This window comes from Bacillus cereus group sp. BfR-BA-01350, assembly GCF_022663775.1.
Classification (GTDB): Bacteria; Bacillota; Bacilli; order Bacillales; family Bacillaceae_G; genus Bacillus_A; species Bacillus_A paranthracis.
Genome location: NZ_JAKUGD010000007.1, coordinates 152,354 through 178,731 on the forward strand (window position 1 = coordinate 152,354; position 26,378 = coordinate 178,731).

The window sequence follows — 26,378 nt, forward strand, 5'->3', positions numbered from 1 at the left end:
AGTAGATTCTACAAGCTTTTTTGCAGCGTAAGGAATTTGTAAGAAACGGGTAAGAAAAAAGAGATTTCCGTTGTCTATTATAGAAATATAAAGTAGTGCGAAAGGGGAAAGTGATATGACCTATATATTAAAAACGAATCAGTTAACGAAAGTGTTTAAAGGAAAAGAAGTTATTTCTAGCGTTAACATGCATGTGAAAAAAGGAGAGATATACGGCTTCTTAGGACCGAATGGTGCTGGTAAAACAACGATTATGAAAATGATTACAAATTTAATAAAACCGACGAGCGGTGAGATTGAAATTTTCGGTGAGAAGTTAACAGATACATCTTATGAAGTATTAAAGAGAATGGGGACGATTATTGAATATCCAATCTTTTATGATAAATTAACGGCGAAAGAAAACTTAGAATTACATTGTGAATATATGGGCTATTACGATAAAAATGAAATTGACCATGCTTTACATTTAGTGAAGCTGCAAGGTATAGATAATAAAAAAGTAAAAGATTTTTCATTAGGAATGAAACAACGACTCGGTATTGCAAGGGCAATCGTAACAAAGCCAGAATTACTCATTTTAGATGAACCCATTAACGGTTTAGATCCAATTGGTATTAAAGAGTTACGAGACTTATTTAAAATGCTTTGCAAAGAATATGGTATTACGTTATTAGTCTCTAGCCATATTTTAGGCGAGATGGAACAAATGGCGGATACAATTGGTGTAATTCAAAATGGAAAACTAATAAAAGAAGTTTCAATGAAGAGTATTAACGGAAAACAAACAGAGTACATTGAAATCACTGTTCCTGATGTGAAGCGTGCAGCTTATATTTTAGAAGATAAACTCGGTATAAAAAATTACAAAATAATGAGCGGAAATATGATTCGTGTGTATGAATTGAAGGTGACGCAGCAAGCCATTTCAAAAGCGCTTATTATGAACGATGTGGAAATTGAAAGTATTAATAAGAAACATAGTTCCTTAGAGGAATATTTCTTAAATGTAATGGATGGAGAGGGCATTCATGCTTAATGGATTGTTAGTAAATCTAGTAAGTGGATTGGTCGTAATGTTCATAAGTGGGATTTTATATTATAGGAAGCCAGAGCGGAAATGGTTGTTAATTCTACTAGTGATAGGAATGTTAAGCTTCGTTACTGCTGGAATTAGAATGTTAGCAGTGTAGAGACAGTTATATAAAGAATGGAGGCGTGGTTTGTATGTTTAAATTAATGAAACTCGAGTGGAAAAAGCATAAATTATCTAGTTATTTTAAAGGAGTAGCGATTGGTATTATAGCAATTTTTGCTGCGGTAAGTCTTATGGCATGGGGATCTAAAGTAGAGGATGATTTGATGTTCTCTAGCTATATGGAATACATGTCTTTAGCAAATATTTTTATTAGAATTACATTTATTATTTTTGCATCGGTTATTTTATCACGTTTAGTGATTGATGAATACAAGAACAAAACAATACAGCTATTATTTATGTACCCACTGCAAAGGAAAATGCTAATGAGAGCGAAATTAGCAATTGTTTTTAGTTTTTGCTTTGTGAGCACGATAATCGCAACATTCATTATTAGTTTGCTCATATTCTGTATGAATCCAATAATAGGAATACTTGAAACACCTGTTACGATGGGGGAAATAATAGCTACCGTTCCAACTACTATTATAAGTGCATTTATGATATCGGGTATAAGTTTAATTCCTTTGTTTTTTGGAATGAGAAAGAAATCGACACCGACAACGATTACTTCTGCAGTGATAATTGGGATGCTAATAAACGGTAACGTTGGTCCTGGAAACGGTCAAGTAAGTATGTATGATTTTATATTTATTCCAATTGTACTCTGTTTATTAGGAATTTTTATTAGTTATCTATCGTATCGTAAAATTGATAAAATTGATGTAGCGTGAAAAAGGCTTAAAACAAAAACGAACTGGGGTATGACTGGTGAAAAAAATAATAGTAATTGCAATATTATTCATTACAATTGCTAGTGCGGTTTTGGGTTTTAAGGTATTTCAGGGCAAAGATTTTAAGCAAGAAAAGTCTTTTGAGATCAATAATATAAAAGAAATAGAAGTAGACAATGAAAACTGGAATATTGAATTTAAAAGTACAGACGCTAATAAAATAGTAATTTCTGCTCAAGGTCAACAAGTAGATAAAGAGATAGATCCCGTCAAAATAGAAAATGACGAAAATAAAATTTTGATTAAGCAAAAACAAAAGGTGACCAAATTTTTTAATGGTTTTACGTTTAGGAAGAAAAATAGTATATCTATAGCTATTCCGAAGAAAGAAATAGACAAAATTGTAGTAAATAATAAATCGGGTGATGTGAAAATAAACGATATAGTAGTAAAAAGTATTGTGACAAAAGGCAAGTCTGGAGATGGAATGATTGCAGGGCTATCAGCCGAGAAAGGTGAATTCATATCGCAAAGTGGAGAGTTAGTTGTAAAAGATAGTTCAGTACAAGAATTAAATATAAAGTCTACGACTGGTGATAACTATATAACAAATGTAAGTAACTCAAATATGAACATCACTTCAATATCTGGGGAAGTATTGTTGAAAGATATGACAGAAGGAAAATCATTATTTATAGAAACAAAATCAGGGGATATTGGCGTACGATATAAAGGGGTTCCGACTTCTTTACAACTTACGGCTAAAAGTAAGTTGACTGACGTAATAGTGGATTTAAAAGGATTTAAGAAAGATAAAAATACAGAAAAAATAAAAGTAGAAACGATTGGTGATGCAAAAAATGAAGCGAAGATTTTAAGTGAAACAGGAGTCATTTATATTGATTAAATCTTAGGAGGAAGGAGGACACTATCATGCTACATTTAATGAAGCTAGAATTGAAAAAGTTTAAGCTTGGTTGGTACGTGAAGAGAGCAATTATTGCGAATATTGTTATACTGGCATTAATGATCTTTGTGAGCATCATCGCTCAAGTAGAAGGTGATGCAGAAATAAGGAATCCAGAGACGATATTGTTAATGGCTAGCGCAATAGTAAGAGCAACGTTTATTATTTTTGGTAGTGTGTTAATCGCAAGGTTAATAATTGGTGAATATAAAGATAAAACAATACTACTTATGTTTTCTTATCCTATTAACCGAAAGAAAATGATGGCTAGTAAGTTGGCTATTACAGCGATAGTAACATTTATAACAGTTATTGTATCTAACATTTTAGTAGTAGGAATTTTCTTTGGGATAGATAGTTATTTTTCAATTCTTCCTAATTCATTCACAGTAGATCAATTGATGCAAGAAGGAATAAAACTAGTTCCTTTAGCCATTGCAACTGCGGGAATGAGTTTAATCCCATTATATTTCGGAATGCGTAAACGTTCCGTGCCAACTACAATTGTTTCATCTCTTATCGTTGTCTCAATTGCAATGAATAGCAACCCATCGTTTTCTACAGCAACTTTTCTTCCTCTTCAACTAGCATTGGCAGCAATTGGAGTAGTGATTGCATATTACGGCATTAAAAATATAGAGAGGGAAGATGCATTATAAAGTTTCACATGAAACAAGTTACAGAAAAAGACAAGATGATAAACACCTTGTCTTTTTTTGTAGTTACATTTTAGGTGCTTCCATTCCAGCGGCAGCCCATTCTTCTTTTGCGGGGCCATATACGCCAGGAACTGTTAAGCCAGCTTGCCGCATTAAAACTGTCATTTGTCCACGGTGATGATTTTGATGATTAATAAGTGTCATTAAAAATATAGAATTTGGCATAGGACGACCAAAGAAGTCATTGATAGTAGCTAAGTCTTTATCCGTCCATTCGCTTTGAAGTGCTTCAACAAAAGCCGTATTCACTTTACGATACCCATCTGCAATTGTTTTTGCTGAAGTTGGTACAGGATAATCTTTCGTTTCTCCTTCAAATTTAAGTCCCGTACCAGATAGTATAACTGGAATTGCCGTCACGATATGCCAAGCAACTCTGCCTAACGTCCAATGCTCAGGTGCAATTTCTTGTGACAAAGATTCATCTGTTAGTACATCGAGCATCTTTTGAGTAGATTCAGCCTCGTATGTCCACGATTGTAAGAAGCCTTCAATAGTTTGGTACATATTTATCCCTCCTAGTTATGTTCATAGGTTACATTCGTGAAAAAAAGATAGTTTCCTTTAGTTAAGTGAACGAATACAAAAAGAGGCTTCTCATATAAGAAGCCTCTTTTTAACTAACCAACCTTCGTCTCGCTCTTCCTCATCAACCATAAGAAATAAGGTGCTCCAAGTACAGCAACGACAAGACCAGAAGGGATTTCTTTCGGGTATGCAATTGTTCGTCCGAGTAAGTCAGCAATGGCAAGAAGGATTGCTCCAAATAGTGCGGAGCAAACGAATAATCTTTGATGATTCATACCAACGACGATTCGTGCTAAGTGAGGTGCAACAAGACCTAGAAAGGCAATCGTACCGACAGCTGCGATATTTACAGATGCAAGTAGTGTTGCTAACACAATGAGAGCAAGGCGTGTTTTATTTACTGATTGCCCGAGTGATTCAACTAATAATCTGTGGAGATGAGGCGAAAGTACAAGCAAAAGGAGAGCAAATTGCATGTAATAATTACTAGAATCTATGGAATGTATCTGTGTTTATCCTATTAAGTAAATTATTTCTTTGTTAGTTAGATAGGTGTTTTTTAACTAGATGATTGTACTTAAAAGATCGAAGTAAAGGAAGTGATCAACATGTCTTCATGGAGAAATAATATAAATGGATATTGTGGGTGTAATAATCAAAATGGTGTACATGTTGATTCATGCTGTTTTAGTTGCGATGGGACAGTCCCTAAGCTGGGTCCAACAGGTCCGACGGGAGCAACGGGAGCGACAGGAATAACGGGAGCAACAGGAGCAACAGGCCCAACCGGAGCAACAGGAATAACCGGAGTAACGGGTCCAACGGGAGCAACAGGAATAACCGGAGCGACAGGAATAACGGGAGCAACGGGTCCAACCGGAGTGACAGGAATAACTGGAGCAACGGGTCCAACCGGAGTAACAGGAATAACGGGAGCAACGGGAGCAACAGGTCCAACCGGAGTAACAGGAATAACGGGGGCAACAGGTCCAACTGGAGCAACAGGAATAACTGGAGCAACAGGAATAACCGGAGCGACAGGAATAACCGGAGCGACAGGAATAACGGGATCAACAGGTCCAACGGGCTCAACGGGGGCAACCGGAGCTACAGGTACAAGTATCACGGCGACGTATGCATTTGCAAATAATACGTCGGGAACAGCGATATCGGTACTTCTCGGTGGAACGAATGTCCCGCTTCCGAATAATCAAAATATCGGTCCTGGTATTACTGTTTCCGGGGGAAATACAGTATTTACGGTTGCAAATGCTGGGAATTATTATATTTCATATACGATTAATATAACGGCTTCATTATTAGTCAGTTCTCGTATTACAATTAATGGAGCACCACTTGCTGGAACGATCAATTCTCCTGCGTTAGCAACTACATCATTTAGCGCAACAATTATTACAACTCTTGCAGCAGGAGATGCTATTAGTTTGCAACTATTTGGTTTGTTAGCTGTTGCAACATTATCAACAACTACACCAGGAGCTGTGTTAACGATAATAAGGTTAAGTTGAATAATAACTCTCTTACTCTTTTAAGATTCGGAGAGATTCTACATATAATAAGAAGTTAATGAAGTAAAGCATAGTTATATAAAAGTCAGAATATTATGATTGTAACGTTATGGTGACTATAATATAATGAAAACAACCATCATGAATGAACATTCATTTATTTTTTATGTATTTGAAGGGGGAATGAAGGTGGAAAAACCATGGTTGAAAAGTTATCCAGAGGAAATTCCGAGTACGATTTCTTATGATATTCAGCCGCTTCATAAATATGTAGAACAGATGGCTTCTCGCTATCCAGAAAAGAAAGCGCTTCACTTTTTGGGCAAGGATATTACATTTTCGGTCTTCCATGATAAGGTGAAGAGATTTGCAAATTATCTTCAAAAGCTCGGTGTGGAAAAAGGTGATCGAGTTGCTATTATGTTGCCGAATTGTCCGCAAGCTGTAATCGGTTATTACGGTACATTACTTGCGGGAGGTATCGTAGTCCAAACAAATCCATTATATACAGAAAGAGAATTAGAATATCAACTTCATGACTCGGGAGCAAAAATAATTCTTTGCCTCGATTTAGTGTTCCCAAGAGTAACGAATGTTCAATCTGCTACAAAAATTGAGCATATTATCGTAACTCGTATTGCGGACTTTTTGCCCTTCCCTAAAAATCTATTGTATCCATTTGTGCAGAAAAAACAGTCAAATTTAGTTGTGAAAGTATCAGAGAGTGAAACGATTCACCTTTGGAACTCAGTAGAAAAAGAAGTGAATACAGGTGTTGAGGTGCCTTGTGATCCTGAAAATGATCTAGCTCTTTTACAGTACACAGGAGGAACAACTGGATTTCCGAAAGGCGTTATGTTAACGCATAAAAACCTCGTTTCTAACACTTTGATGGGAGTTCAATGGTTATATAATTGCAAAGAAGGAGAAGAAGTCGTTCTCGGGGTTCTTCCATTTTTCCACGTGTACGGCATGACGGCTGTTATGAATTTAAGTATTATGCAAGGATACAAAATGGTTCTTATTCCAAAATTTGATATGAAAATGGTTTTTGAAGCGATTAAGAAGCATAAAGTGACATTGTTTCCAGGAGCACCAACTATTTATATCGCTCTTTTAAATAGCCCGCTTTTAAAAGAATACGATATTTCGTCTATTCGTGCTTGTATTAGTGGATCAGCACCACTACCAGTAGAAGTACAGGAAAAATTCGAAACAGTTACAGGGGGGAAACTAGTAGAGGGATATGGTTTAACAGAATCATCTCCAGTTACACATAGTAATTTTTTATGGGAAAAGCGAGTGCCAGGTAGCATTGGAGTTCCGTGGCCAGATACAGAAGCAATGATTATGTCGCTTGAAACTGGTGAGGCATTACCACCGGGAGAAATCGGTGAAATTGTAGTAAAAGGCCCTCAAATTATGAAAGGGTATTGGAATAAGCCAGAAGAAACAGCAGCTGTACTGCAAGATGGGTGGCTTCATACAGGGGATGTTGGCTACATGGATGAAGATGGCTTCTTCTATGTGAAAGATCGTAAGAAAGATATGATTGTTGCGAGCGGATTTAATGTGTATCCTCGTGAAGTAGAAGAGGTATTATATGAGCATGAAAAGGTGCAAGAAGTAGTGACGATTGGAGTTCCTGATCCGTATAGGGGAGAGACAGTTAAAGCGTTTGTTGTGTTAAAAGAAGGTACGGAGTGTTCTGAGGAAGAATTAAATCAGTTTGCTCGTAAATATTTAGCGGCCTATAAAGTTCCGAAAGTATATGAGTTTAGAGATGAACTGCCGAAAACGACAGTTGGGAAAATTTTGCGCCGTGTCCTAATTGAGGAAGAGAAAAGAAAGAATGAGGATGAGCAAACGGGCTAAGGCCCTTTCTTTTTGAAAAAATGGGATTGACACTTTTCTAAATAGTCAGTATTATAAGAATATGAATGACTATTCATTCAGTCATCTTCTTGAAGGGGACAGTAAAGTGAAGAAAAATAGACCGAAATACAATCAAATTATTGATGCGGCAGTCATTGTGATTGCGGAGAATGGGTACCATCAAGCGCAAGTTTCTAAAATAGCAAAGCAAGCTGGGGTAGCTGATGGCACGATTTATTTATATTTTAAAAATAAAGAAGATATATTAATATCCTTATTCCAAGAGAAGATGGGAGAATTTGTCGAAACAATTCGTCAAAAAACAGCAGGAATTGAAAGCGCTGTATCGAAGTTATTCATGTTGGTAGAAACGCACTTCTTGCTGTTGTCGCAAAATGATCCTCTTGCTATCGTTACGCAATTAGAGCTAAGACAGTCCAATCAAGACTTACGCCTGAAAATAAATGAAGTATTAAAAGGCTACTTACAAGTTATTGATGAGATTTTAGAGACAGGTATAAAGCAAGGTGAATTCCAAGCGGATTTAAATGTTCGCGTGGCAAGACAAATGATCTTTGGAACAGTAGATGAAGTTGTGACCAATTGGGTAATGAGCGATCATAAGTATGATCTGGTCGCACTTTCAAAAACGGTACATGGGCTACTTATTGCAGCTTGTGGTTATCGTCAATAATGGGAGGGATCATGTTGAAATTCCTATCTGTAAGAGTTGAAGATCATATCGCGGTGGCTACGTTAAATCATGCGCCAGCTAACGCGATGTCTTCACAAGTTATGCATGACGTTACTGAATTAATTGATCAAGTGGAGAAGGATGATAACATTCGTGTTGTTGTTATTCACGGTGAAGGGCGCTTCTTCTCGGCGGGAGCAGATATTAAAGAATTTACATCTGTTACTGAAGCGAAACAAGCGACTGAATTAGCGCAGCTTGGACAAGTTACGTTTGAGCGCGTTGAAAAATGTTCAAAACCAGTTATCGCGGCAATTCATGGAGCGGCACTTGGCGGCGGCCTTGAGTTTGCTATGTCTTGCCACATGCGCTTTGCAACTGAAAGTGCAAAACTTGGTTTACCTGAATTAACACTTGGATTAATTCCTGGATTTGCAGGTACACAGCGATTACCACGTTATGTTGGGAAAGCGAAAGCTTGTGAAATGATGTTAACAAGTACACCGATTACTGGTGCAGAAGCATTAAAATGGGGACTAGTTAACGGAGTTTTTGCTGAAGAAACATTTTTAGATGATACGCTTAAAGTTGCAAAACAGATTGCTGGAAAAAGCCCAGCGACGACTCGTGCTGTACTAGAGTTATTGCAAACAACGAAATCGTCTCATTATTATGAAGGTGTACAACGCGAAGCTCAAATCTTTGGTGAAGTATTTACGAGTGAAGATGGAAGAGAAGGTGTCGCAGCATTTTTAGAAAAGCGTAAGCCTTCATTTAGCGGCAGGTAGTTCAATTATTTTTTTAATATAAATTAACAGAAAATTAAAATTGATAGAATCTTTCTGAAAAACAAGGGGGTAAATGGAATGAACATCTACGTACTCATGAAACGAACATTTGATACAGAAGAAAAAATCGTAATTAAAAACGGTGCAATTTACGATGGCGAAGCGGAATTCATCATCAACCCTTACGATGAATATGCAATTGAAGAAGCAATTCAAGTAAGAGACGCACAAGGTGGAGAAGTTACTGTCGTAACAGTTGGTGGCGAAGATAGTGAGAAAGAACTTCGTACGGCGTTAGCGATGGGCTGCGATAAAGCGGTATTAATTAATATTGAAGATGATGTAGAAAATGGTGACCAGTTCACGACAGCAAAAGTGCTTGCTGAATATTTAAAAGATAAAGATGCAGATTTAATTTTAGGCGGAAACGTTGCAATTGATGGTGCATCTGGACAAGTTGGTCCGCGTGTAGCTGAAGCATTAAATATTCCGTACGTAACGACAATTACAAAACTTGAAATTGACGGTACAAACGTGAAGATTGAGCGCGATGTTGAAGGTGATACAGAAGTGATTGAAACTTCATTACCAGTTTTAGTAACAGCACAGCAAGGTTTAAATGAACCTCGTTATCCATCGCTTCCAGGTATTATGAAAGCGAAGAAAAAGCCACTAGAAGAATTAGAATTAGATGATTTAGATTTAGAAGAAGATGATGTGGAAGCAAAGACAAAAACAATTGAAATCTATTTGCCTCCTAAGAAAGATGCAGGAAAAGTGTTACAAGGCGAGCTGCAAGATCAAGTAAAAGAACTTGTATCGTTGCTCCATACAGAAGCGAAAGTAATCTAATAAAATACGAAATTATATATGCAGGAGGGAAAATCTATGGCTCGTAAAGTATTAGTAATGGGTGAAGTTCGTGATGGATCGCTACGTAACGTTTCGTTTGAAGCGGTAGCAGCAGCAAAAACAATTGCAGAAGGCGGTGAAGTAGTAGGTCTTCTAGTTGGAGACAGCGTTGCCTCTTTTGCAAATGAGTTGATTCATTACGGTGCAGATCGCGTTGTGACAGTTGAAAATGATAAATTAAAATCATATACATCTGATGGGTATGCACAAGCATTTTTAGCTGTATATGCTGAAGAAAATCCAGAAGGTATTGTATTTGGACATACAGCACTTGGTAAAGATTTATCACCAAAATTAGCAGCGAAGCTTGAAGCTGGTCTAGTTTCTGACGTAACTGCTTTAGAAGTTGAAGGTGGAAATGTTATCTTTACTCGTCCAATTTACTCTGGTAAAGCGTTTGAGAAGAAAATTGTAACAGACGGCATCTTATTTGCGACAGTGCGTCCAAATAACATCGCATCGCTTGAAAAAGATGAGTCTCGCAGTGGTGACGTGTCTTCTATTACAGTAGATGTGAAAGACTTACGTACAATCATTCAAGATGTCGTCCGTAAGACGGCAGAAGGCGTTGACCTTTCAGAAGCGAAAGTGATTATCGCTGGCGGACGCGGTGTGAAGAGTGAAGACGGATTTAAACCATTAAAAGAGTTAGCTGACGTACTAGGCGGCGCTGTTGGAGCATCTCGTGGTGCTTGTGACGCTGAGTATTGTGATTACTCATTACAAATTGGGCAAACTGGTAAAGTTGTTACACCAGACCTATACATTGCATGCGGTATTTCTGGAGCGATTCAGCATTTAGCTGGTATGTCTAACTCAAAAATAATCGTTGCGATTAATAAAGACCCAGAAGCAAGTATATTCAAAGTAGCTGACTACGGTATTGTTGGCGATCTATTTGAAGTCGTACCTCTTTTAACAGAAGAGTTTAAAAAGTTAAAAGTACATTCATGATTTGAGTACCCTTGAGTTCCAAGTGAAGTACCCCTATATATAGAAAAAGGTGAGAGATCCCCTGTCTCTCATCTTTTTAGTATTTAATCCGTATTTTTATATAGTATAAAGGAACACTTTTTTGTTACAATACATAACGATACATATTATTCGCCACGTATATAAGTTAATGATATACTCTTGGTAGAATATACTTGAAGGAGGAAATAAAATGGCAATTGTAAATGCAAATGACCAAAGCTTCGCAGCAGAAACTAGCGAAGGTGTTGTATTATTAGATTTCTGGGCACCTTGGTGTGGACCTTGTAAAATGATCGCTCCTGTATTAGAGGAAATTGATGCAGAACTAGGCGAAAAAGTAAAAGTAGTAAAAGTAGACGTGGATGAAAACCAAGAAACTGCTCGTCAATTCGAAGTAATGAGCATTCCAGCTCTTTTCGTATTAAAAGACGGTAAAGTAGTTGATCAAGCGTTAGGTTACAAACCGAAAGAAGCGTTAGTAGAATTAGTTTCTAAACACTTCTAAAATAAAAAGGCTACCATTTGGTAGCCTTTTTTATTTTCCTTTTTTACACCTTTCCGTTACAATGAAAGAACGTATGTTGGGTATTTTGGCATAGTATGTTTTCATGTGAAAATAAAAATGCTAAGCATGTAGAAATGGAGGGTAACGAGTGCACGAACATTTAAAAGAGAAGTTGGCTATTTTACCAGATCAACCTGGTTGTTATTTAATGAAAGATAAGCAAGGAACGGTTATATATGTCGGAAAGGCAAAAGTGCTTAAAAATCGTGTGCGCTCGTACTTTACTGGTTCGCATGATGGGAAAACACTTCGGTTAGTAGGAGAAATTGTAGATTTTGAATATATTGTAACCTCCTCAAATCTAGAGGCGCTCATTTTGGAGTTAAACTTAATAAAAAAACATGACCCAAAATATAATATTCAATTAAAAGATGATAAAACATATCCTTTTATTAAAATTACAGCTGAGAAACAACCGCGATTACTTATTACGCGAAATGTAAAAAAGGATAAGGGAAAGTATTTTGGTCCTTATCCGAATGCACAATCAGCTCATGAAACGAAAAAACTGCTAGATCGTATGTATCCGCTTCGTAAGTGCTCAAATATGCCCGATAAAGTTTGTTTATATTATCATATGGGTCAATGTTTAGCACCTTGTGTGAAAGAAGTTACGGAAGAACAAAATAAAGAAATTGTAGATGAAATTATTAAGTTTTTAAATGGTGGACATAAAGAAGTTCGTTCAGAATTAGAAACAAAAATGTATGAAGCTTCAGAGAAACTAGAGTTTGAACGTGCAAAAGAGTTACGTGATCAAATCGCTCATATCGATGCGATTATGGAAAAACAAAAGATGATTATGAGTGATTTAGTGGACCGTGATGTGTTTGGCTATGCAGTTGATAAAGGGTGGATGTGTGTTCAAGTTTTCTTCGTTCGAAAAGGAAAGCTAATTGAACGTGATGTTTCTATGTTTCCAATATATGATGAACCAGAAGAGGGATTTTTAACGTTTATCGGTCAATTTTATGAAAACAGCAGTCATTTTAAGCCGAAAGAAATAGTTGTTCCAGGAAGTATAGACTCAGAATTAGTAGAACGCTTTTTAGAAGTGGAAGCGACACAGCCGAAACGCGGTAAGAAAAAAGATCTTGTAGAACTGGCAAATAAAAATGCGAAGATTGCCTTGGAAGAGAAATTCTATTTAATTGAGCGTGATGAAGAGCGAACGATTAAAGCGGTAGAGAATTTAGGGAAGCAGCTCGGAATTGAAACGCCTTATCGTATTGAAGCATTTGATAACTCAAATATTCAAGGGACAAATCCTGTTTCGGCAATGATTGCTTTTATTGATGGGAAACCAGCTAAGAAAGAATACAGGAAATATAAAATTAAAACAGTTCAAGGACCAGATGATTATGAGTCTATGAGAGAAGTTGTGAGACGCCGTTATACAAGGGCGCTGAAAGAGGGGTTACCTTTACCAGATTTAATCATTATTGATGGCGGAAAAGGCCATCTGGCGGCTGCAAGTGATGTTTTAGAAAATGAGCTCGGTTTATATATTCCGATGGCAGGTCTTGTAAAAGATGACAAACATAAAACATCTCATTTAATTATTGGAGATCCACCTGAACCTGTGATGCTTGAGAGAAATAGCCAAGAATTTTATTTATTGCAGCGCATTCAAGATGAGGTGCATCGATTTGCAATTACATTCCATCGTCAATTACACGGGAAATCTGTCATTCAATCGGCACTCGATGATATTCCTGGAATTGGAGATAAACGAAAAAAGATATTGTTAAAACATTTCGGATCGCTAAAAAAGATGAAAGAGGCTTCTGTAACAGAATTTGTCGAAGCGGGTATGCCGAAAAATGTCGCAGAGACGATTTATAGTTATTTAGCGGATAAGAAGACGTTGTAGTTTACAACGTCTTCTATTTTTTGGTATAATTTCTGAAGATTTAAAATAAATTCAAATGAATGAAAATGCAAAAAAGTCAACTAAACTGATATGTCTAGTTGACTGTGGGTAATGCTACACTTCAATGAGATCTTTTATATCCCATTTTACGAGAAATGTAATAGAGTCTGAACGTTTTTTCTTTTCTTCGTAGGACTCTGCAACGACGTTTCGTTGCTTTTGAATTTGTTCAGCGATGAACCCAGCTTCTAATTGATAAGAAGAATGTCTTTTTTGTTTTTGACGTTCAGCGATGAGTGTGCCTTTAAGTTGGAACTGCATTTCACGACGCTTATGTTCAATAATGCTTAAAGTGCCCCAGCCAGCTTTTTCAAAGAACTGAATGACTTCTTCAATTGTGTCTAGTGGATATTTTCTTGCAAGGTTTCTACCGGACCAGTATAAAATACCATCTAGATCGTTACCGATTAAATCAGGTAGTAATTCTTCACGTAGCAATTCGTAAGCGAAGGCGTTCAATGAAACATCTTCTAAAGATGTTGTATCGATTGTATTTTTACTCACAATATTCCCCTCTTTCTATAGGGATTATTATATAACATTTCTCATTTATAAAAACAGATTTTTCTTTAGGAAAATCTGAATATATAAGAAGAAAAAAAGAAATGGCAAATTATATGCAAATTATGTATACGTTTTCTTGACGCTTCGACAAAAATAGGAGTAAAATGAACTTGGTATCAAATTATGCTGAAATATTTCGAATAATTTTTTCAGTTTTTCTTATGCCAATAGTGAAAAAACATTATTGCCATAAACTAATCTGAAAACAGCAGTCAATCACTCAAGGGGGGTAATGGGGACATGAAAGGCCGCGAGTATACGTTTCGTAAGTGGCACTCATTAATGGGGGTCATCCCGGTTGGTGTCTTTTTGACGCAACATTTAATTGTAAACAACTTTGCAACACGAGGAGCAGAGGCTTTTAACAAAGCTGCAGGCTTTATGGAGCTCCTTCCATTCCGGTATGCGCTAGAAATTTTCATTATCTTTTTACCAATACTGTACCATGCTATATATGGCTTATATATTGCATTTACAGCTAAGAACAATGCGGTTTCTTACGGTTATTTCCGTAATTGGATGTTCGTCTTCCAAAGAATTTCAGGTATCGTTACGCTGATTTTCATTTCTTGGCACGTCTGGGAAACTCGTATTCAAGCAATGTTAGGTAAAGAGGTAAACTATGATATGATGGCTGATATTTTAAACAATCCAGCTATGTTCGCATTCTACTTAGTTGGTGTTGTTTCAACAATTTTCCACTTTGCAAATGGACTATGGACATTCTGCATTAGCTGGGGAATTACAGTATCACCACGTTCACAAAGAATCTCTACTTATGTAACATTAGCTATTTTCTTAGGTCTATCTTATGTAGGTGTGAGTGCATTATTAGCGTTCATCGATCCACAGCTAGCAAACCAGTAAGGAGTGGGAGAGCATGAAAGGGAAACTTATAGTAGTCGGCGGTGGCTTGGCTGGCTTAATGGCAACGATTAAAGCGGCGGAAGCAGGAGTAAATGTTGAACTGTTCTCTTTAGTACCAGTAAAACGTTCGCATTCTGTATGTGCCCAAGGTGGAATTAACGGTGCCGTAAATACGAAAGGTGAAGGGGATTCTCCATGGATCCACTTTGACGATACAATTTATGGTGGGGACTTCTTAGCGAACCAACCACCAGTTAAAGCAATGTGTGAAGCAGCACCTGGTATCATTCATTTAATGGACCGTATGGGTGTTATGTTCAACCGTACGGAAGAAGGACTTCTTGATTTCCGTCGTTTTGGTGGAACTCAACATCACCGTACAGCATTTGCTGGTGCAACAACTGGACAGCAATTACTATACGCATTAGATGAGCAAGTACGTCGTCACGAAGTAGCAGGACTTGTAACGAAATATGAAGGTTGGGATTTCTTACGTGCTGTTATTGATGATGAAGGTGTGTGCCGAGGAATCGTTGCACAAGACTTACAAACTATGGAGATTAGAAGTTTCCGAGCTGATGCCGTGATTATGGCAACAGGGGGCCCTGGTATCATCTTCGGAAAATCAACAAACTCCATTATCAATACAGGTACAGCAGCTTCTGCTGTATATCAACAAGGCGCATATTATGCAAACGGTGAGTTCATTCAAATTCACCCAACGGCAATTCCTGGAGACGATAAATTACGTCTGATGAGTGAATCTGCACGTGGTGAAGGTGGACGTGTTTGGACATATAAAGATGGTAAACCATGGTACTTCTTAGAAGAAAAATATCCGGCTTACGGAAACCTTGTACCTCGTGATATCGCAACGCGTGAAATCTTTGATGTTTGCGTAGAGCAAAAACTAGGTATTAACGGTGAAAACATGGTGTACTTAGATCTTTCTCATAAAGATCCGAAAGAACTAGATATTAAACTTGGTGGAATTATTGAAATCTATGAGAAATTTACAGGTGACGACCCTCGTAAACTACCAATGAAAATCTTCCCAGCTGTTCACTATTCAATGGGCGGGCTATGGGTTGATTATAAGCAGATGACAAGCATTCCAGGTTTATTTGCAGCGGGTGAGTGTGATTATTCTATGCACGGTGGTAACCGTCTTGGCGCGAACTCACTATTATCAGCAATTTACGGTGGTATGGTAGCAGGACCAAATGCAATTGAATATATGAAAGGTCTTTCTAAATCATCAGATGCTGTTTCATCTACTGTGTATGAACAAAATGAATTAATCGAAACAGAGAAATTTAACAATATTTTAACGCTCGATGGTAACGAAAATGCGTATGTTCTTCATAAAGAGCTAGGAGAATGGATGACAGATAACGTTACAGTAGTTCGTGAAAATAAAAAATTATTAGAAACAGATGCAAAAATTGAAGAGTTAATGGCTCGCTACAAACGTATTAACATTAACGATACAGCGAGATGGAGCAACCAAGGTGCTTCATTTACACGCCAACTTGCAAATATGTTTGAATTAGCACGTGTTATTACAATTGGCGCATATAACCGTAATGAGAGTCGTGGGGCGCATTACAAACCTGAATTCCCAAATCGTGATGATGCAAACTTCTTAAAAACTACGATGGCGAAATTTGAAGGAGAAGGAAATGCACCGGCATTCCATTACGAAGACGTGGATATTTCATTAATTAAACCACGTAAACGTGATTATTCTTCAAAACACGATGTAGCTGCTAAGAGTGAAGAGAAGGGGGATAAACAACATGTCTGAGAAAACAATCCGCCTCATCATTACGAGACAAGACGGACCAGATGCGCAAGCGTTTGACCAAGAGTTTGAAATTCCGTATCGTCCGAATATGAATATTATTTCGGCGCTTATGGAAATTCGTCGTAATCCTGTTGATTCAAAAGGAAACAAAACAACTCCGATTGCATGGGATATGAACTGTTTAGAGGAAGTATGTGGTGCATGTTCGATGGTGATTAACGGAAAACCACGTCAATCATGTACAGCGCTTATCGATCAATTAGAACAACCAATTCGCTTAAAACCGATGAAGACATTCCCGGTTGTTCGTGACTTACAAGTTGACCGTAGTCGCATGTTTAATGCTCTAAAACGTGTTAAAGCTTGGATTCCAATTGATGGTACGTATGACTTAGGACCAGGACCAAGAATGCCAGAGAAGAAACGTCAATGGGCTTATGAGCTTTCAAAATGTATGACATGTGGTGTTTGCTTAGAATCATGTCCAAACGTAAATAGTAAATCGGACTTTATTGGACCAGCACCGTTATCACAAGCTCGTTTATTTAACTCACATCCAACGGGTGAAATGCATAAAGCAGATCGCTTACGTGCAATTATGGGTGATGGAGGACTTGCAAACTGTGGTAACTCTCAAAACTGTGTGCAATCATGTCCAAAGGGTATTCCATTAACAACTTCAATTGCGGCGTTAAACCGTGATACAACAATTCAATCGTTCAAAGATTTCTTTGGTAGCGACAATAACTATTAAAAAATATTGCCTCTTCATTTCGAAGGGGCAATATTTATAACTATATTTTTCTGTTTATTCTGTTTATTTTAAAACGAAAAGGAGAGGGAACAATGAAGAGGATTTCTTATATTGAAGACTTTGAGCAATGGGAAAGTGGTTTTTCGTTTTACAATCCTGTAAAGGTTCGTTTTGGTGAAGTAGATATGTTTGGACATGTAAATAATGTCGTTGCCTTCACCTATTTTGAAGAAGCTCGTATCGCATTGTTTAAAGAACTTGGATTTATGCAAGAATGGACGCATGAATCTTCAGAAACGATGATTGTTGTTGCGGATTTACAATGTAATTTTATTAAACAAATATATTTTGATGAACAGTTGAAGGTGTATGTAAAAGCGGGATCAGTTGGAAATTCTTCATTAGATTTGCATTATATGGTGAAGAATGCAGAAGGAGAGGTTTGTTTAGTTGGTCGTGGAATGATGGTCCAAGCGTCGAAAAAAACAGGAAGAGGCGAACCGTGGCCTGAAGAGTGGAAGAAAAAATTACTACAATAATAGAGTGAAAGAAAAATAAGAGAGCAACATGCTCTCTTATTTTTTGTCTTCCATCGCTTCTTCTAATGTTAAATGATGTTTATATATGTATGTAGCGTATGGATTTCCAACGTAGCGCAAATGCCACGGTTCATATGAGTATTCTGTTGTTTCTGTTTTATCTTCTAAATAACGAATGACAAAGCCAAATTCATGAGCATGTTTTGCAACCCATTTACCTTCGGCTGTCTCTCCAAAAATAGGCTCTAATTGGAATTTAGCAGATTTTGAACTAATATCCATTGCTAAACCAGTTTGATGTTCACTCGTACCAGGAATGGCGCTTACTGAATCTGCCTCAGCTTTTCCTTGACGTCTAACGTATGTATCATGTAATGATTTTTGGCGTTTGTATGAACGATAACCAGATACAGCTGTAAGTTCAAGTCCTTCTTTTTTTGCTGCTTCAAACATATTTTCAAGCGCATCTGCAGCATCTTTGCGTAGCAATGTTTTTTCTTTATCTTTTGGACTAGTAAATGGTACATTTGGTCTTGTTAAGTCTTCAGGTGTGTATCCATCTGGTAGTTTTCGATGTTTATTAACTAATACAAGGTTAGAATCTGGATTTGTTACAACGGAAAAATCATTGTCTAGCTTCTTGGCGTTATGATCAGCTTTTGGAAAAGCAGGAATCTCTTCTTTTTGGTGATTATTATGCTGTTGACTTTCGACAGCTTTCGCCTCATTTTGTAGTGGCGATTTAGAATCAAAGTAAGCGAAAGAAGTGATACCGATTACAATAGTAGCGGCAGAAATAAGGATTATTTTTTTCATGATGCCTTGTAATCACAATCCTTTCTTAATAAAATATGTATCGTTTTTTATTATAAGTCTAGTTTACTGAAAAAGAAATATAAGAGTCGTAACGTAATAGAAATGCAAAGAAAATGTCAGAAAATGTGTGGAATTGTAGTATTTTTTTATATAATTCATTTCTTATCTTTCATGAAATTCATTTTTTATGTAATATATATACATAAGAAGATGTAGCGATTATCGAGAATAAAGAACTTCTTGTATAGACTAGGAGTGAATGGGAATGGATTTTGCAACACTTATTGGAATCATTTTAGGAGTAGTGGCGGTAGTTGTAGGGATGGTCGTCAAGGGCGCTGACGTAATGGCCTTAGTTAATCCTGCTGCAGCATTAATTATTTTTGTTGGTACATTTGCTGCAGTATGTATCGCATTTCCGATGGATCAATTAAAAAAGATTCCAAAATTATTTAAAGTTCTTTTTGGGTCTAATAAAAAAGATTTAAGTTATGAACAGTTGCTAGAATTGTTTGTTCATTGGACATCTGAAAGTAGAAAATACGGTATTTTGTCTTTAGAGCAGCAATTAGACAAAATTCAAGATGAATTTCTTTTGCGTGGTATGAAGTTTGTGATTGATGGCGTATCTGCAGAAGATTTAGAGCAGATTTTAGAAGCTGAATTAGAAGCAATTGAAGAAAGGCATGCAAAGGGGGCAGCAATTTTTTCTCAAGCTGGTACATATGCACCAACATTAGGGGTTTTAGGTGCTGTTATTGGTCTTGTAGCTGCACTTGGTAATTTAACTGATATTGAAAAGTTAGGTCACGCTATTTCGGGTGCATTTATTGCAACGATTTTTGGTATTTTCTCAGGTTATATACTATGGCATCCATTTGCAAATAAATTAAAGCAAAAATCTGCAGCTGAATTAGAGAAAAAACGTTTAATTATTGATTGTTTATTAATGTTACAAGAAGGTACATATCCGTTTATTATGAAGAACCGCATTTTAGGTGCACTTTCTGCAACTGAGCGCAAAAAGCTTGAAAAAGGGGCAGAAAAAAATGCGGAGTAAAAAAAATAGAAGAAGTAAAAAGAAAAAACACGAAGAACATATCGATGAAACTTGGCTAATCCCTTATTCTGATATGTTAACGTTGTTGTTTGCATTGTTCATCGTTTTATTCGCAATGAGCAGTATAGATGCTGCTAAGTTTAAACAGATGGCTGTTGCTTTTCGAAGTGAATTAGCTGGTGGAACAGGTAACAAAGAATTTTTAAGTGATCAGAAGCCAAATGATGAAAAGGAATTATCAGCAAGTAGTTTAGAGTCTGAGAAGATTAAAAAGAATGCTGAAGCTGAAGTAAAGCAACAAGAAATGAACGAATTAAAAGCGGTACAAAAAGGTATTGATAAGTATATTGAGGAAAATCGATTATCTTCTTCTTTTAAAACTGATTTAACAGAAAAGGGATTGAAGGTAACGATATTAGAAAATGTACTATTTGATTCTGGGAAAGCGGACGTAAAATTAGAATCGTTAAGTATTGCGAAAGAAATGTCTAATTTACTTGTTTCAGCATCACCTCGTGAAATCACAGTATCTGGACATACAGATAATGTTCCTATTGCAAATGCGCAATTTGCATCGAACTGGGAATTAAGTACGCAGCGGGCAGTTAATTTTATGCAAGTATTACTGCAAAATAAAGAATTACAACCAGGAAAATTTAGTGCAGTTGGTTACGGAGAATACCGGTCAATTGCTCCAAATGATACGCAAGAAGGAAAAGCGAAAAATAGACGTGTAGAAGTGTTTATTTTACCTTTAACGAGAAATATGCAATAAAAGAGGAGGGCACATGCCATCCTCTTTTATTTTGCATCAAATGATTTTAAGTTGTCATGGCGGATTTTATCTTTTTCTGCATCTGATTTTTTGAAATCATAATCATATAAAGCGCCTTCCCAATCGCCATACATCGGATTAGGGAAAATAATAAATTTCTCACCAAATTGTGCTTTTGAATCTGCTACTGCTTGATTGCGATCCTTTACAGACTTTCCATCAAAACCAGTGAAGTCAGATAAGTTATCACCGAAGAATAAGACGATATCATGTGTTTGAGAAACGAGTTCACGTCGTTTTTCTTTTCCTTTTTCTTTCGGGTCTTGTAGTAATATATGTTCTTTTGTTGCTTGAGGAGCACCTACACGCTCAAGATTTTTAATTGTTGCATCTAGTTGGTTCGTTTTACGATTTGAGATGTAGTAAATATCTACACCTTTAGACTCTGTATATTTTAAGAAATCAATTGCACCTGGGAGGGCTTCAGCTTCAGCTTTATTAATCCAATCATCCCATTTATATGGATAGCCTTTGCCTGTTTTTACGCTCATTGCTTGATGAGGACTGTTGTCTAAAACAGTTTCATCTAAATCAAGTACGATTGCAGGTTTTTTTTCTGTCCCTTTTGCAAGAACTGCATCAAGCTTCAATTGACCGATATTGTATCCTTGGTAGTACAGTGCTTTCATTTCACCGGCTGTTTGATACCATAAATCAGCCATTAATTGCTGGTCTGTTAATTTTACTTTCTCTTCTTTCGCCACTGTTTTCTCTGTTATTCCTGAACATGCTACAAGCGATGTAGATAGAACCGCTACAGATAATAAAGTGGTAATGCCCCTTTTCATCTTCATATGTACCCTCCTTGATGTTAGAAAACCAGTTAATATTATATATCGAAAAATAATATTTTTTGTATGAACATTTGCATATTGTCTTTTGTATATATAGTAGTATGTCCTATATTAGAAAGATGAGAAAAAATGATGGGAATTATTTTGTCAATTATAATTGTCGAAATGACAATTATAATTGACAAATCACGTAATTTTATTTACAATTTTAACTAAATGAAACAAATGATGGATTAGAGAGATGCTACATAATAAGAGGATGGAGTGTAGTGCTATATTTTATCCTGAATAAACATAGTCTTTGAAAGAGAGTATGAATGATACTAAAGGGGAGGCTTTATACTTTGAGTTTACAAATTCAAAACTTAACGAAACAATTTGGGGAATCAAAAGCTGTTAACAGCTTGCAAATTTCATTACCAAAAGGTGAAGTGTTAGGATTGCTTGGACGAAACGGTGCAGGAAAAACAACGACAATCAAAATGCTTCTCGGACTATTAACGCCTAATGAAGGCTCTATTACATGGGATGGAAAACCATTTGGGACTAGTGGGGTAACGATAGGATACTTACCAGAAGAAAGAGGTTTATATACAAAAAGTAGAGTAATAGACCAGTTGCGATATTTTGGTAGATTAGAAGGAATGACGAAAAAAGAAGTAGATCTTGCTATTGATCACTGGTTAGATCGATTAGCAATACCAGAATATAAATTTAAAACAGCAGGAGAGCTTTCAAAAGGGAACCAGCAAAAAATTCAATTAATTGCTGCTCTTCTTCATAATCCAGAACTTCTCATTTTAGATGAGCCATTTAGCGGACTGGATCCAGTGAATGCTGGAATGTTAGCTAGCATTATTGAAGAACAAGTACAGAGCGGAAAGACAATTATTTTATCTAGTCATCGTATGGAACAAGTAGAGGCTTTTTGCCAACATGTATGTATTTTGAAAAAAGGCGAAGCAGTCGTAAAAGGCCAATTAAGTGATATTAAAAAACAATATGGTTTCCGTAATTTAACGATTGAAGATACAGAAGTGAATGAGAAGGGACTAGAAGCTATACATGTATCGTATGAAAAACAACAAGGCCTTCTTTATGTGCGATTACAAGATGATGCAGAAGCTCTAAACATTTTACAACAATTACAAGAACAAGGCGTTACCTTACGACAATTTAAGATGTTAGAGCCGACGTTAAACGAAATCTTTGTAGAGAGGGCGAAATAACGATGCGTAAATTTTCTCACGTATTTTCATTTTATTTTAGAGAAGCATTTTTATCTAAAAAATCATTAATTACGAGTGCGATTTTATTTTTAGTTGTGTTTGGGCTTTTTGCTTTTAATCATTTCACAGCTGATAACGATAAAGGAAAAGATAAATTTGCTGTAGTAACAGAAAGCGATACGTATAAAGTGCAAGAAAGTGATGTAACAAAGTTACTCCCGTCTGCTAAAGTAACGGTAGAAAATAAGGATAAGTTTAATGAGTTACGTAAGCAAGTAGAAGATGGGGATTTAGACGGTTTATTCCGTATTACAGAAAAGAATGGTATTCCAGAAGTGACGTATATGTATAGTGGTTTTCCAAGTCAATCAACTGCTACACTTATGGCGAGTTATTTAAAAGAACAATATACAGCGGTAATGATCGAAAAAAATAATGTATCTGCAGAAGTAGCCAAACAGTTACAGATGGAAATTCCGTTAAAGCAAGAGGCAGTAAAGGATCATGCATCTTCCTTTGGAATTGGTTATGTTTTCTCGTTTGCTTTATATATGTTTATTGTTATCTTTGGTGCTGCAATTGGAACAACTGTGGCATCTGAAAAATCATCCCGTGTTATGGAGTTAATGCTTCCGAAAGTAAAACCATTAACAATGCTACATGCCAAAATTTTAGCAATTGTTTCTAGTGCTTTACTATTACTTGTTATTGCTTCTTTCGGTTTTCTTGTACCAAATTTATTAGGGTGGGTGGATTTAGATAATGCATCTTTAATAGGACTCACACTAGATTTTTCTAAATTGGATGCTGTAGTAATTAGTATGTTCTTTGTGTATTTTGTTACGGGTTACTTACTATACGCAATGCTATATGCAGCGGTTGGTGCTGTTGTATCAAAAATTGAGGATGTGCAATCTCTTTCGTTCCCAATTACAATGTTAGGTATGGCGGCATTTTTTATTAGTCTTAAATCATTATTTGATCCAAATAGTACATTAGCTATAGTTAGTTCATATATTCCATTCTTTACACCTATGGTTACTTTTTCAAGACTTGTATCTGGTGAAGCGGGCACTGTAGAAATTATTGTGACGTTAGTCATTTTATTGGTGACTATTGTTATCGTCAATATGCTAACAAGCCGCATTTACGTAAATGGTGTAATGAATTACTCAGACAAAGTGAAATTTAAAGACTTAGCGAAATTTATAAAGCGTCAATAATGAGAGAAAAGCATGATTTCCTAATGAAATCATGCTTTTTCTTTATGTATAAATTAAAAATAGTATATAATAATAAGAGTCGTCTTTTAATAGAATGAATAAAAAGGAGGGTGTGCAGATGGGAATTAGTAGTCGTTTTACAGTAGGTGTTCATATGCTGACATTACTTGCGATAGATCGAAACTCTCGCTGTACCTCTGAATGGATTGCCGGTAGTGTGAATACAAATCCAGTTGTGATTCGTCGCATTACAGGAATGTTGAAGAGAGCAGGACTTGTTGATGTACAAGCTGGTAAAGGTGGTACGACACTTGCTCGTGATTTAGAAGAAATTACATTACTTGATGTATATAAAGCAGTGGAAGTTGTAGAAGAAGGACAGCTATTTTCCTTCCATGAAAATCCCAACATTGAATGTCCAGTAGGAGCTAATATTCAATCAGTATTAGAAATTATTTTAATGCAAGCACAAGAAGCGATGGAAAATGTACTTGCAAATGTAACGGTAGATCAACTAGTTACAAATTTAAAGTCTAAAATGAAAGAGTAAAAAAGCGAGCATCCTCATAATGAGGGCTCGCCTTTTTTTATTCAGAAATATTGAAAATTCTATTTTTCAGTATTTAAAATGAATTTACCTACGATAGCTGCTACGATACCACCAAGAATTGGTGCAACGATGAATACCCATAGTTGAGAAAGGGCTTCTCCGCCAGCGAATAAAGCTGGGGCGATACTACGAGCTGGGTTAACAGAAGTTCCAGTTAACGGAATACCTAATAAGTGAACTAAAACTAATGTGAAACCAATTACTAATCCTGCTAGAGAAGAACTTCCTTTTTTACCTGTTACAGCAACGATCACTAAAATGAATACGAAAGTTAAAATAAATTCAACTAGAAATGCTCCAGATAAACCAAGAGTTCCAAAACCATTTTGTCCTAAATTATCTAAAGGTGTTTTAGCAGATTTTAAAATTGTTACTAACGTTGCAGTTCCTAATAAACCACCTAAAATTTGAGCTAATACATAATAACAAAGTTCCATAGCGTTCATTCTTTTATTGATGAACATAGCTACTGATACTGCTGGGTTAATGTGACATCCAGAAATTGTTCCGATGCTATATGCCATAGCCACAATAGATAGACCGAAAGCCATAGCGATTCCTAATGTTCCAATTCCTTCAATTCCGCCGCCAATGACAGCTACTCCAGTTCCGAATAATACTAGTACAAATGTACCAATAAATTCAGCGATTGCTTTTTTTAACATAATTTACCTCCTATTGTTGCGCATGAACCGTATTATAACATAGGTTTTAGTATAAACCGTTAATGAAATACTATTCTGATAAGGCGCAATAGGGGGACAATAAAAAGAGTATAGTTCTTTGTCACAGAACCATACTCTTTTTTTATGCTGTTTTTTTCTGTTTAACGACTGGAACAGAACGGTTTAAAATGCTATTTGCAACCATTCCTAACATAATAATAATCATTCCAAGTAGGGAAAGCCCGCCAGGAAATGAACCATTTAAGAAAACAATTTCGCCAAGCACGGTAAAGACCATCGTTCCAGCTTGCGTTGCTTCAACAGCTCCAAGTAGAGCGAGATTATCTTTGGCTAAGTCAGTAGCGAAGAAAAATGTCATTGTCGCTATAACGCCAGAACATAATGCTAACAAAAATCCTTGTAGCATTTGGCTTGATGTTGGAATACCAGTAGTAGAAAATCCGTATATACCAAGTACAATTGTTATAGGAAGACTACCTATTGCCATTCCTAATACACGTTGGAATGTATCAAGACGCCCGCCAACAAGTTCCATCATTTTTCGGTTACCGAACGGATATAAGAAAGCAGCTAACACGACAGGTAAAAAACCTGAAATGAACTGAGTTATTGTAATGTGACCTGCTGCGGTTGCTTGCATACAAATTACACCAAGTAAAATAAATAAGGCGACATATAAACTACGAAGTGGAATTTTTCCGCGTACAAGTTTTGTACCTGATTTCGTTTCTATTTTAACGAAAAATAGTGGTGATAGTAGTAAACCTGCTAATATCGTAACTTGCCAAGTTCCAGCAACGAGCCAAGCTGGAGAAAAGACAGCTGCAAAACTTAATAAAGAATAGAAACCAATACCAGCAACAGAACCCCACCCGATCCAAGCCAATGGATGTTTCTTTAATTCTTCCCATAACTCCCTTAAGTTTTTGCGAAATAAAACGATAAGGAATAAAATAGGGAGAGCAAATAAAAAACGGAAGGAAGCTGTCCAAGCCCAGCTCGTTCCAGATACATTCATCGCTCTATTAATAATAAAGGTTGCAGAAAAAAAGGCCGATGATAAAAGTCCTAATAATATTGCGCGCATGAAGTATAACACTCCTTTTGGAATTAAATGATTATGTATAGTATAATATACTTTAATGTTTTAAAAGTAAACTATTTTATACTTTAAGGT

28 protein-coding genes and 1 pseudogene are annotated in these 26,378 nt (G+C 36.4%); 22 read left to right on the forward strand and 7 right to left on the reverse strand.

Annotated features, from left to right (window positions below; genetic code table 11):
• Positions 1–115 precede the first annotated feature (115 nt).
• The 5 genes from MR147_RS16890 to MR147_RS16910 are packed head-to-tail and all read left to right on the forward strand — an operon-like array spanning position 116 to position 3,558.
• Entirely contained in the window at positions 116–1,039 is a 924-nt protein-coding gene (locus tag MR147_RS16890; protein WP_000221097.1) for an ABC transporter ATP-binding protein, read from the forward strand.
• Complete coding sequence (locus MR147_RS16895) at positions 1,032–1,193, forward strand: hypothetical protein (RefSeq protein WP_000931776.1); 162 nt, start codon at positions 1,032–1,034, stop codon at positions 1,191–1,193. Before MR147_RS16890 ends, MR147_RS16895 begins: the two co-directional genes overlap by 8 nt.
• Positions 1,194–1,227: 34 nt before the next feature.
• Positions 1,228–1,932, forward strand: coding sequence for an ABC transporter permease (locus MR147_RS16900; protein ID WP_074607611.1), 705 nt, complete (start codon positions 1,228–1,230; stop codon positions 1,930–1,932).
• 37 nt (positions 1,933–1,969) lie between these two features.
• On the forward strand, positions 1,970–2,839 hold the full coding sequence (locus tag MR147_RS16905; RefSeq protein WP_074607613.1) for a DUF4097 family beta strand repeat-containing protein: 870 nt from the start codon (positions 1,970–1,972) through the stop codon (positions 2,837–2,839).
• A 26-nt stretch (positions 2,840–2,865) separates the two neighbouring features.
• Positions 2,866–3,558 carry an ABC transporter permease gene (locus MR147_RS16910; protein WP_000902916.1) on the forward strand — a complete coding sequence of 231 codons (693 nt, stop codon included), beginning with the start codon at positions 2,866–2,868 and terminating at the stop codon, positions 3,556–3,558.
• Between the two features lie 63 nt (positions 3,559–3,621).
• Here MR147_RS16910 and MR147_RS16915 read toward each other — a convergent pair whose 3' ends face one another.
• Positions 3,622–4,125, reverse strand: coding sequence for a DinB family protein (locus MR147_RS16915; protein WP_074607615.1), 504 nt, complete (start codon positions 4,123–4,125; stop codon positions 3,622–3,624).
• Between the two features lie 113 nt (positions 4,126–4,238).
• Positions 4,239–4,571: pseudogene (locus tag MR147_RS16920) on the reverse strand (FecCD family ABC transporter permease); the annotation flags it as partial.
• A gap of 183 nt (positions 4,572–4,754) precedes the next feature.
• Here MR147_RS16920 and MR147_RS16925 point away from each other — a divergent pair.
• The 8 genes from MR147_RS16925 (at position 4,755) to uvrC (ending at position 13,357) form a co-directional block, all read left to right on the forward strand.
• Positions 4,755–5,675, forward strand: a complete 921-nt coding sequence (locus tag MR147_RS16925) for a BclA C-terminal domain-containing protein (RefSeq protein ID WP_074607617.1) — start codon at positions 4,755–4,757, stop codon at positions 5,673–5,675.
• 189 nt (positions 5,676–5,864) lie between these two features.
• The gene (locus tag MR147_RS16930; RefSeq protein ID WP_139302768.1) at positions 5,865–7,550 is read left to right on the forward strand and encodes a long-chain-fatty-acid--CoA ligase; all 1,686 of its coding nucleotides are present in this window, start codon (positions 5,865–5,867) and stop codon (positions 7,548–7,550) included.
• A gap of 106 nt (positions 7,551–7,656) precedes the next feature.
• Positions 7,657–8,244 carry a TetR/AcrR family transcriptional regulator gene (locus MR147_RS16935; protein ID WP_000742222.1) on the forward strand — a complete coding sequence of 196 codons (588 nt, stop codon included), beginning with the start codon at positions 7,657–7,659 and terminating at the stop codon, positions 8,242–8,244.
• Between the two features lie 11 nt (positions 8,245–8,255).
• Positions 8,256–9,032 (forward strand): enoyl-CoA hydratase, encoded by a 777-nt coding sequence (locus MR147_RS16940; protein ID WP_000911295.1) that lies wholly within the window; start codon positions 8,256–8,258, stop codon positions 9,030–9,032.
• A gap of 78 nt (positions 9,033–9,110) precedes the next feature.
• Positions 9,111–9,884: an electron transfer flavoprotein subunit beta gene (gene etfB, locus MR147_RS16945; RefSeq protein WP_001029030.1), complete on the forward strand. Its 774-nt coding sequence runs from the start codon at positions 9,111–9,113 to the stop codon at positions 9,882–9,884.
• Positions 9,885–9,920: 36 nt separating this feature from the next.
• Complete coding sequence (gene etfA / locus MR147_RS16950; protein WP_074607618.1) at positions 9,921–10,898, forward strand: electron transfer flavoprotein subunit alpha; 978 nt, start codon at positions 9,921–9,923, stop codon at positions 10,896–10,898.
• Positions 10,899–11,109: 211 nt separating this feature from the next.
• A complete protein-coding gene (trxA, locus tag MR147_RS16955) occupies positions 11,110–11,424 on the forward strand; it encodes a thioredoxin (protein ID WP_001018943.1) in 315 nt (104 codons plus the stop codon).
• Between the two features lie 148 nt (positions 11,425–11,572).
• A complete protein-coding gene (uvrC, locus tag MR147_RS16960; protein WP_000544272.1) occupies positions 11,573–13,357 on the forward strand; it encodes an excinuclease ABC subunit C in 1,785 nt (594 codons plus the stop codon).
• Positions 13,358–13,471: 114 nt separating this feature from the next.
• Here uvrC and MR147_RS16965 read toward each other — a convergent pair whose 3' ends face one another.
• Entirely contained in the window at positions 13,472–13,921 is a 450-nt protein-coding gene (locus tag MR147_RS16965) for a YslB family protein (protein WP_000042220.1), read from the reverse strand.
• A 300-nt stretch (positions 13,922–14,221) separates the two neighbouring features.
• Between MR147_RS16965 and sdhC the strand changes: the two genes are divergently transcribed.
• The 4 genes from sdhC to MR147_RS16985 all read left to right on the forward strand — a co-directional run bounded on the left by sdhC (position 14,222) and on the right by MR147_RS16985 (position 17,948).
• Positions 14,222–14,848, forward strand: coding sequence for a succinate dehydrogenase cytochrome B558 (gene sdhC / locus MR147_RS16970; RefSeq protein WP_000678354.1), 627 nt, complete (start codon positions 14,222–14,224; stop codon positions 14,846–14,848).
• A 13-nt stretch (positions 14,849–14,861) separates the two neighbouring features.
• Complete coding sequence (gene sdhA / locus MR147_RS16975) at positions 14,862–16,655, forward strand: succinate dehydrogenase flavoprotein subunit (RefSeq protein ID WP_000676735.1); 1,794 nt, start codon at positions 14,862–14,864, stop codon at positions 16,653–16,655.
• On the forward strand, positions 16,648–17,409 hold the full coding sequence (gene sdhB / locus MR147_RS16980) for a succinate dehydrogenase iron-sulfur subunit (RefSeq protein WP_001291826.1): 762 nt from the start codon (positions 16,648–16,650) through the stop codon (positions 17,407–17,409). The genes sdhA and sdhB overlap by 8 nt, the downstream gene beginning before the upstream one ends.
• Positions 17,410–17,501: 92 nt before the next feature.
• Positions 17,502–17,948: an acyl-CoA thioesterase gene (locus MR147_RS16985; protein WP_000822740.1), complete on the forward strand. Its 447-nt coding sequence runs from the start codon at positions 17,502–17,504 to the stop codon at positions 17,946–17,948.
• Positions 17,949–17,984: 36 nt separating this feature from the next.
• On the opposite strand, the gene MR147_RS16990 is transcribed toward MR147_RS16985, so the two are convergent.
• Positions 17,985–18,764, reverse strand: a complete 780-nt coding sequence (locus MR147_RS16990) for a M15 family metallopeptidase (protein ID WP_074607620.1) — start codon at positions 18,762–18,764, stop codon at positions 17,985–17,987.
• 265 nt (positions 18,765–19,029) lie between these two features.
• On the opposite strand from MR147_RS16990, the gene motA reads away from it, so the two are divergent.
• Together motA and motB are read left to right on the forward strand one after the other, a co-directional pair.
• Complete coding sequence (gene motA / locus MR147_RS16995) at positions 19,030–19,824, forward strand: flagellar motor stator protein MotA (RefSeq protein ID WP_000344867.1); 795 nt, start codon at positions 19,030–19,032, stop codon at positions 19,822–19,824.
• Positions 19,814–20,599, forward strand: coding sequence for a flagellar motor protein MotB (motB, locus tag MR147_RS17000; protein WP_001256753.1), 786 nt, complete (start codon positions 19,814–19,816; stop codon positions 20,597–20,599). The genes motA and motB overlap by 11 nt, the downstream gene beginning before the upstream one ends.
• Before the next feature lie 26 nt (positions 20,600–20,625).
• Here the strand turns inward: motB and MR147_RS17005 are convergent, their stop codons facing one another.
• Positions 20,626–21,453: a 5'-nucleotidase, lipoprotein e(P4) family gene (locus tag MR147_RS17005; protein ID WP_000782747.1), complete on the reverse strand. Its 828-nt coding sequence runs from the start codon at positions 21,451–21,453 to the stop codon at positions 20,626–20,628.
• A gap of 344 nt (positions 21,454–21,797) precedes the next feature.
• Between MR147_RS17005 and MR147_RS17010 the strand changes: the two genes are divergently transcribed.
• The 3 genes from MR147_RS17010 (at position 21,798) to MR147_RS17020 (ending at position 24,455) form a co-directional block, all read left to right on the forward strand.
• Positions 21,798–22,682, forward strand: a complete 885-nt coding sequence (locus tag MR147_RS17010) for an ABC transporter ATP-binding protein (protein WP_242304569.1) — start codon at positions 21,798–21,800, stop codon at positions 22,680–22,682.
• A 2-nt stretch (positions 22,683–22,684) separates the two neighbouring features.
• The gene (locus tag MR147_RS17015) at positions 22,685–23,905 is read left to right on the forward strand and encodes an ABC transporter permease (RefSeq protein ID WP_001225004.1); all 1,221 of its coding nucleotides are present in this window, start codon (positions 22,685–22,687) and stop codon (positions 23,903–23,905) included.
• 118 nt (positions 23,906–24,023) lie between these two features.
• The gene (locus MR147_RS17020) at positions 24,024–24,455 is read left to right on the forward strand and encodes an Rrf2 family transcriptional regulator (protein WP_000512998.1); all 432 of its coding nucleotides are present in this window, start codon (positions 24,024–24,026) and stop codon (positions 24,453–24,455) included.
• A gap of 59 nt (positions 24,456–24,514) precedes the next feature.
• Here the strand turns inward: MR147_RS17020 and MR147_RS17025 are convergent, their stop codons facing one another.
• Together MR147_RS17025 and MR147_RS17030 are read right to left on the reverse strand one after the other, a co-directional pair.
• Positions 24,515–25,180 (reverse strand): MIP/aquaporin family protein, encoded by a 666-nt coding sequence (locus tag MR147_RS17025; RefSeq protein WP_074607624.1) that lies wholly within the window; start codon positions 25,178–25,180, stop codon positions 24,515–24,517.
• A gap of 142 nt (positions 25,181–25,322) precedes the next feature.
• Positions 25,323–26,288 (reverse strand): DMT family transporter, encoded by a 966-nt coding sequence (locus MR147_RS17030; RefSeq protein ID WP_087932396.1) that lies wholly within the window; start codon positions 26,286–26,288, stop codon positions 25,323–25,325.
• Positions 26,289–26,378 lie beyond the last annotated feature (90 nt).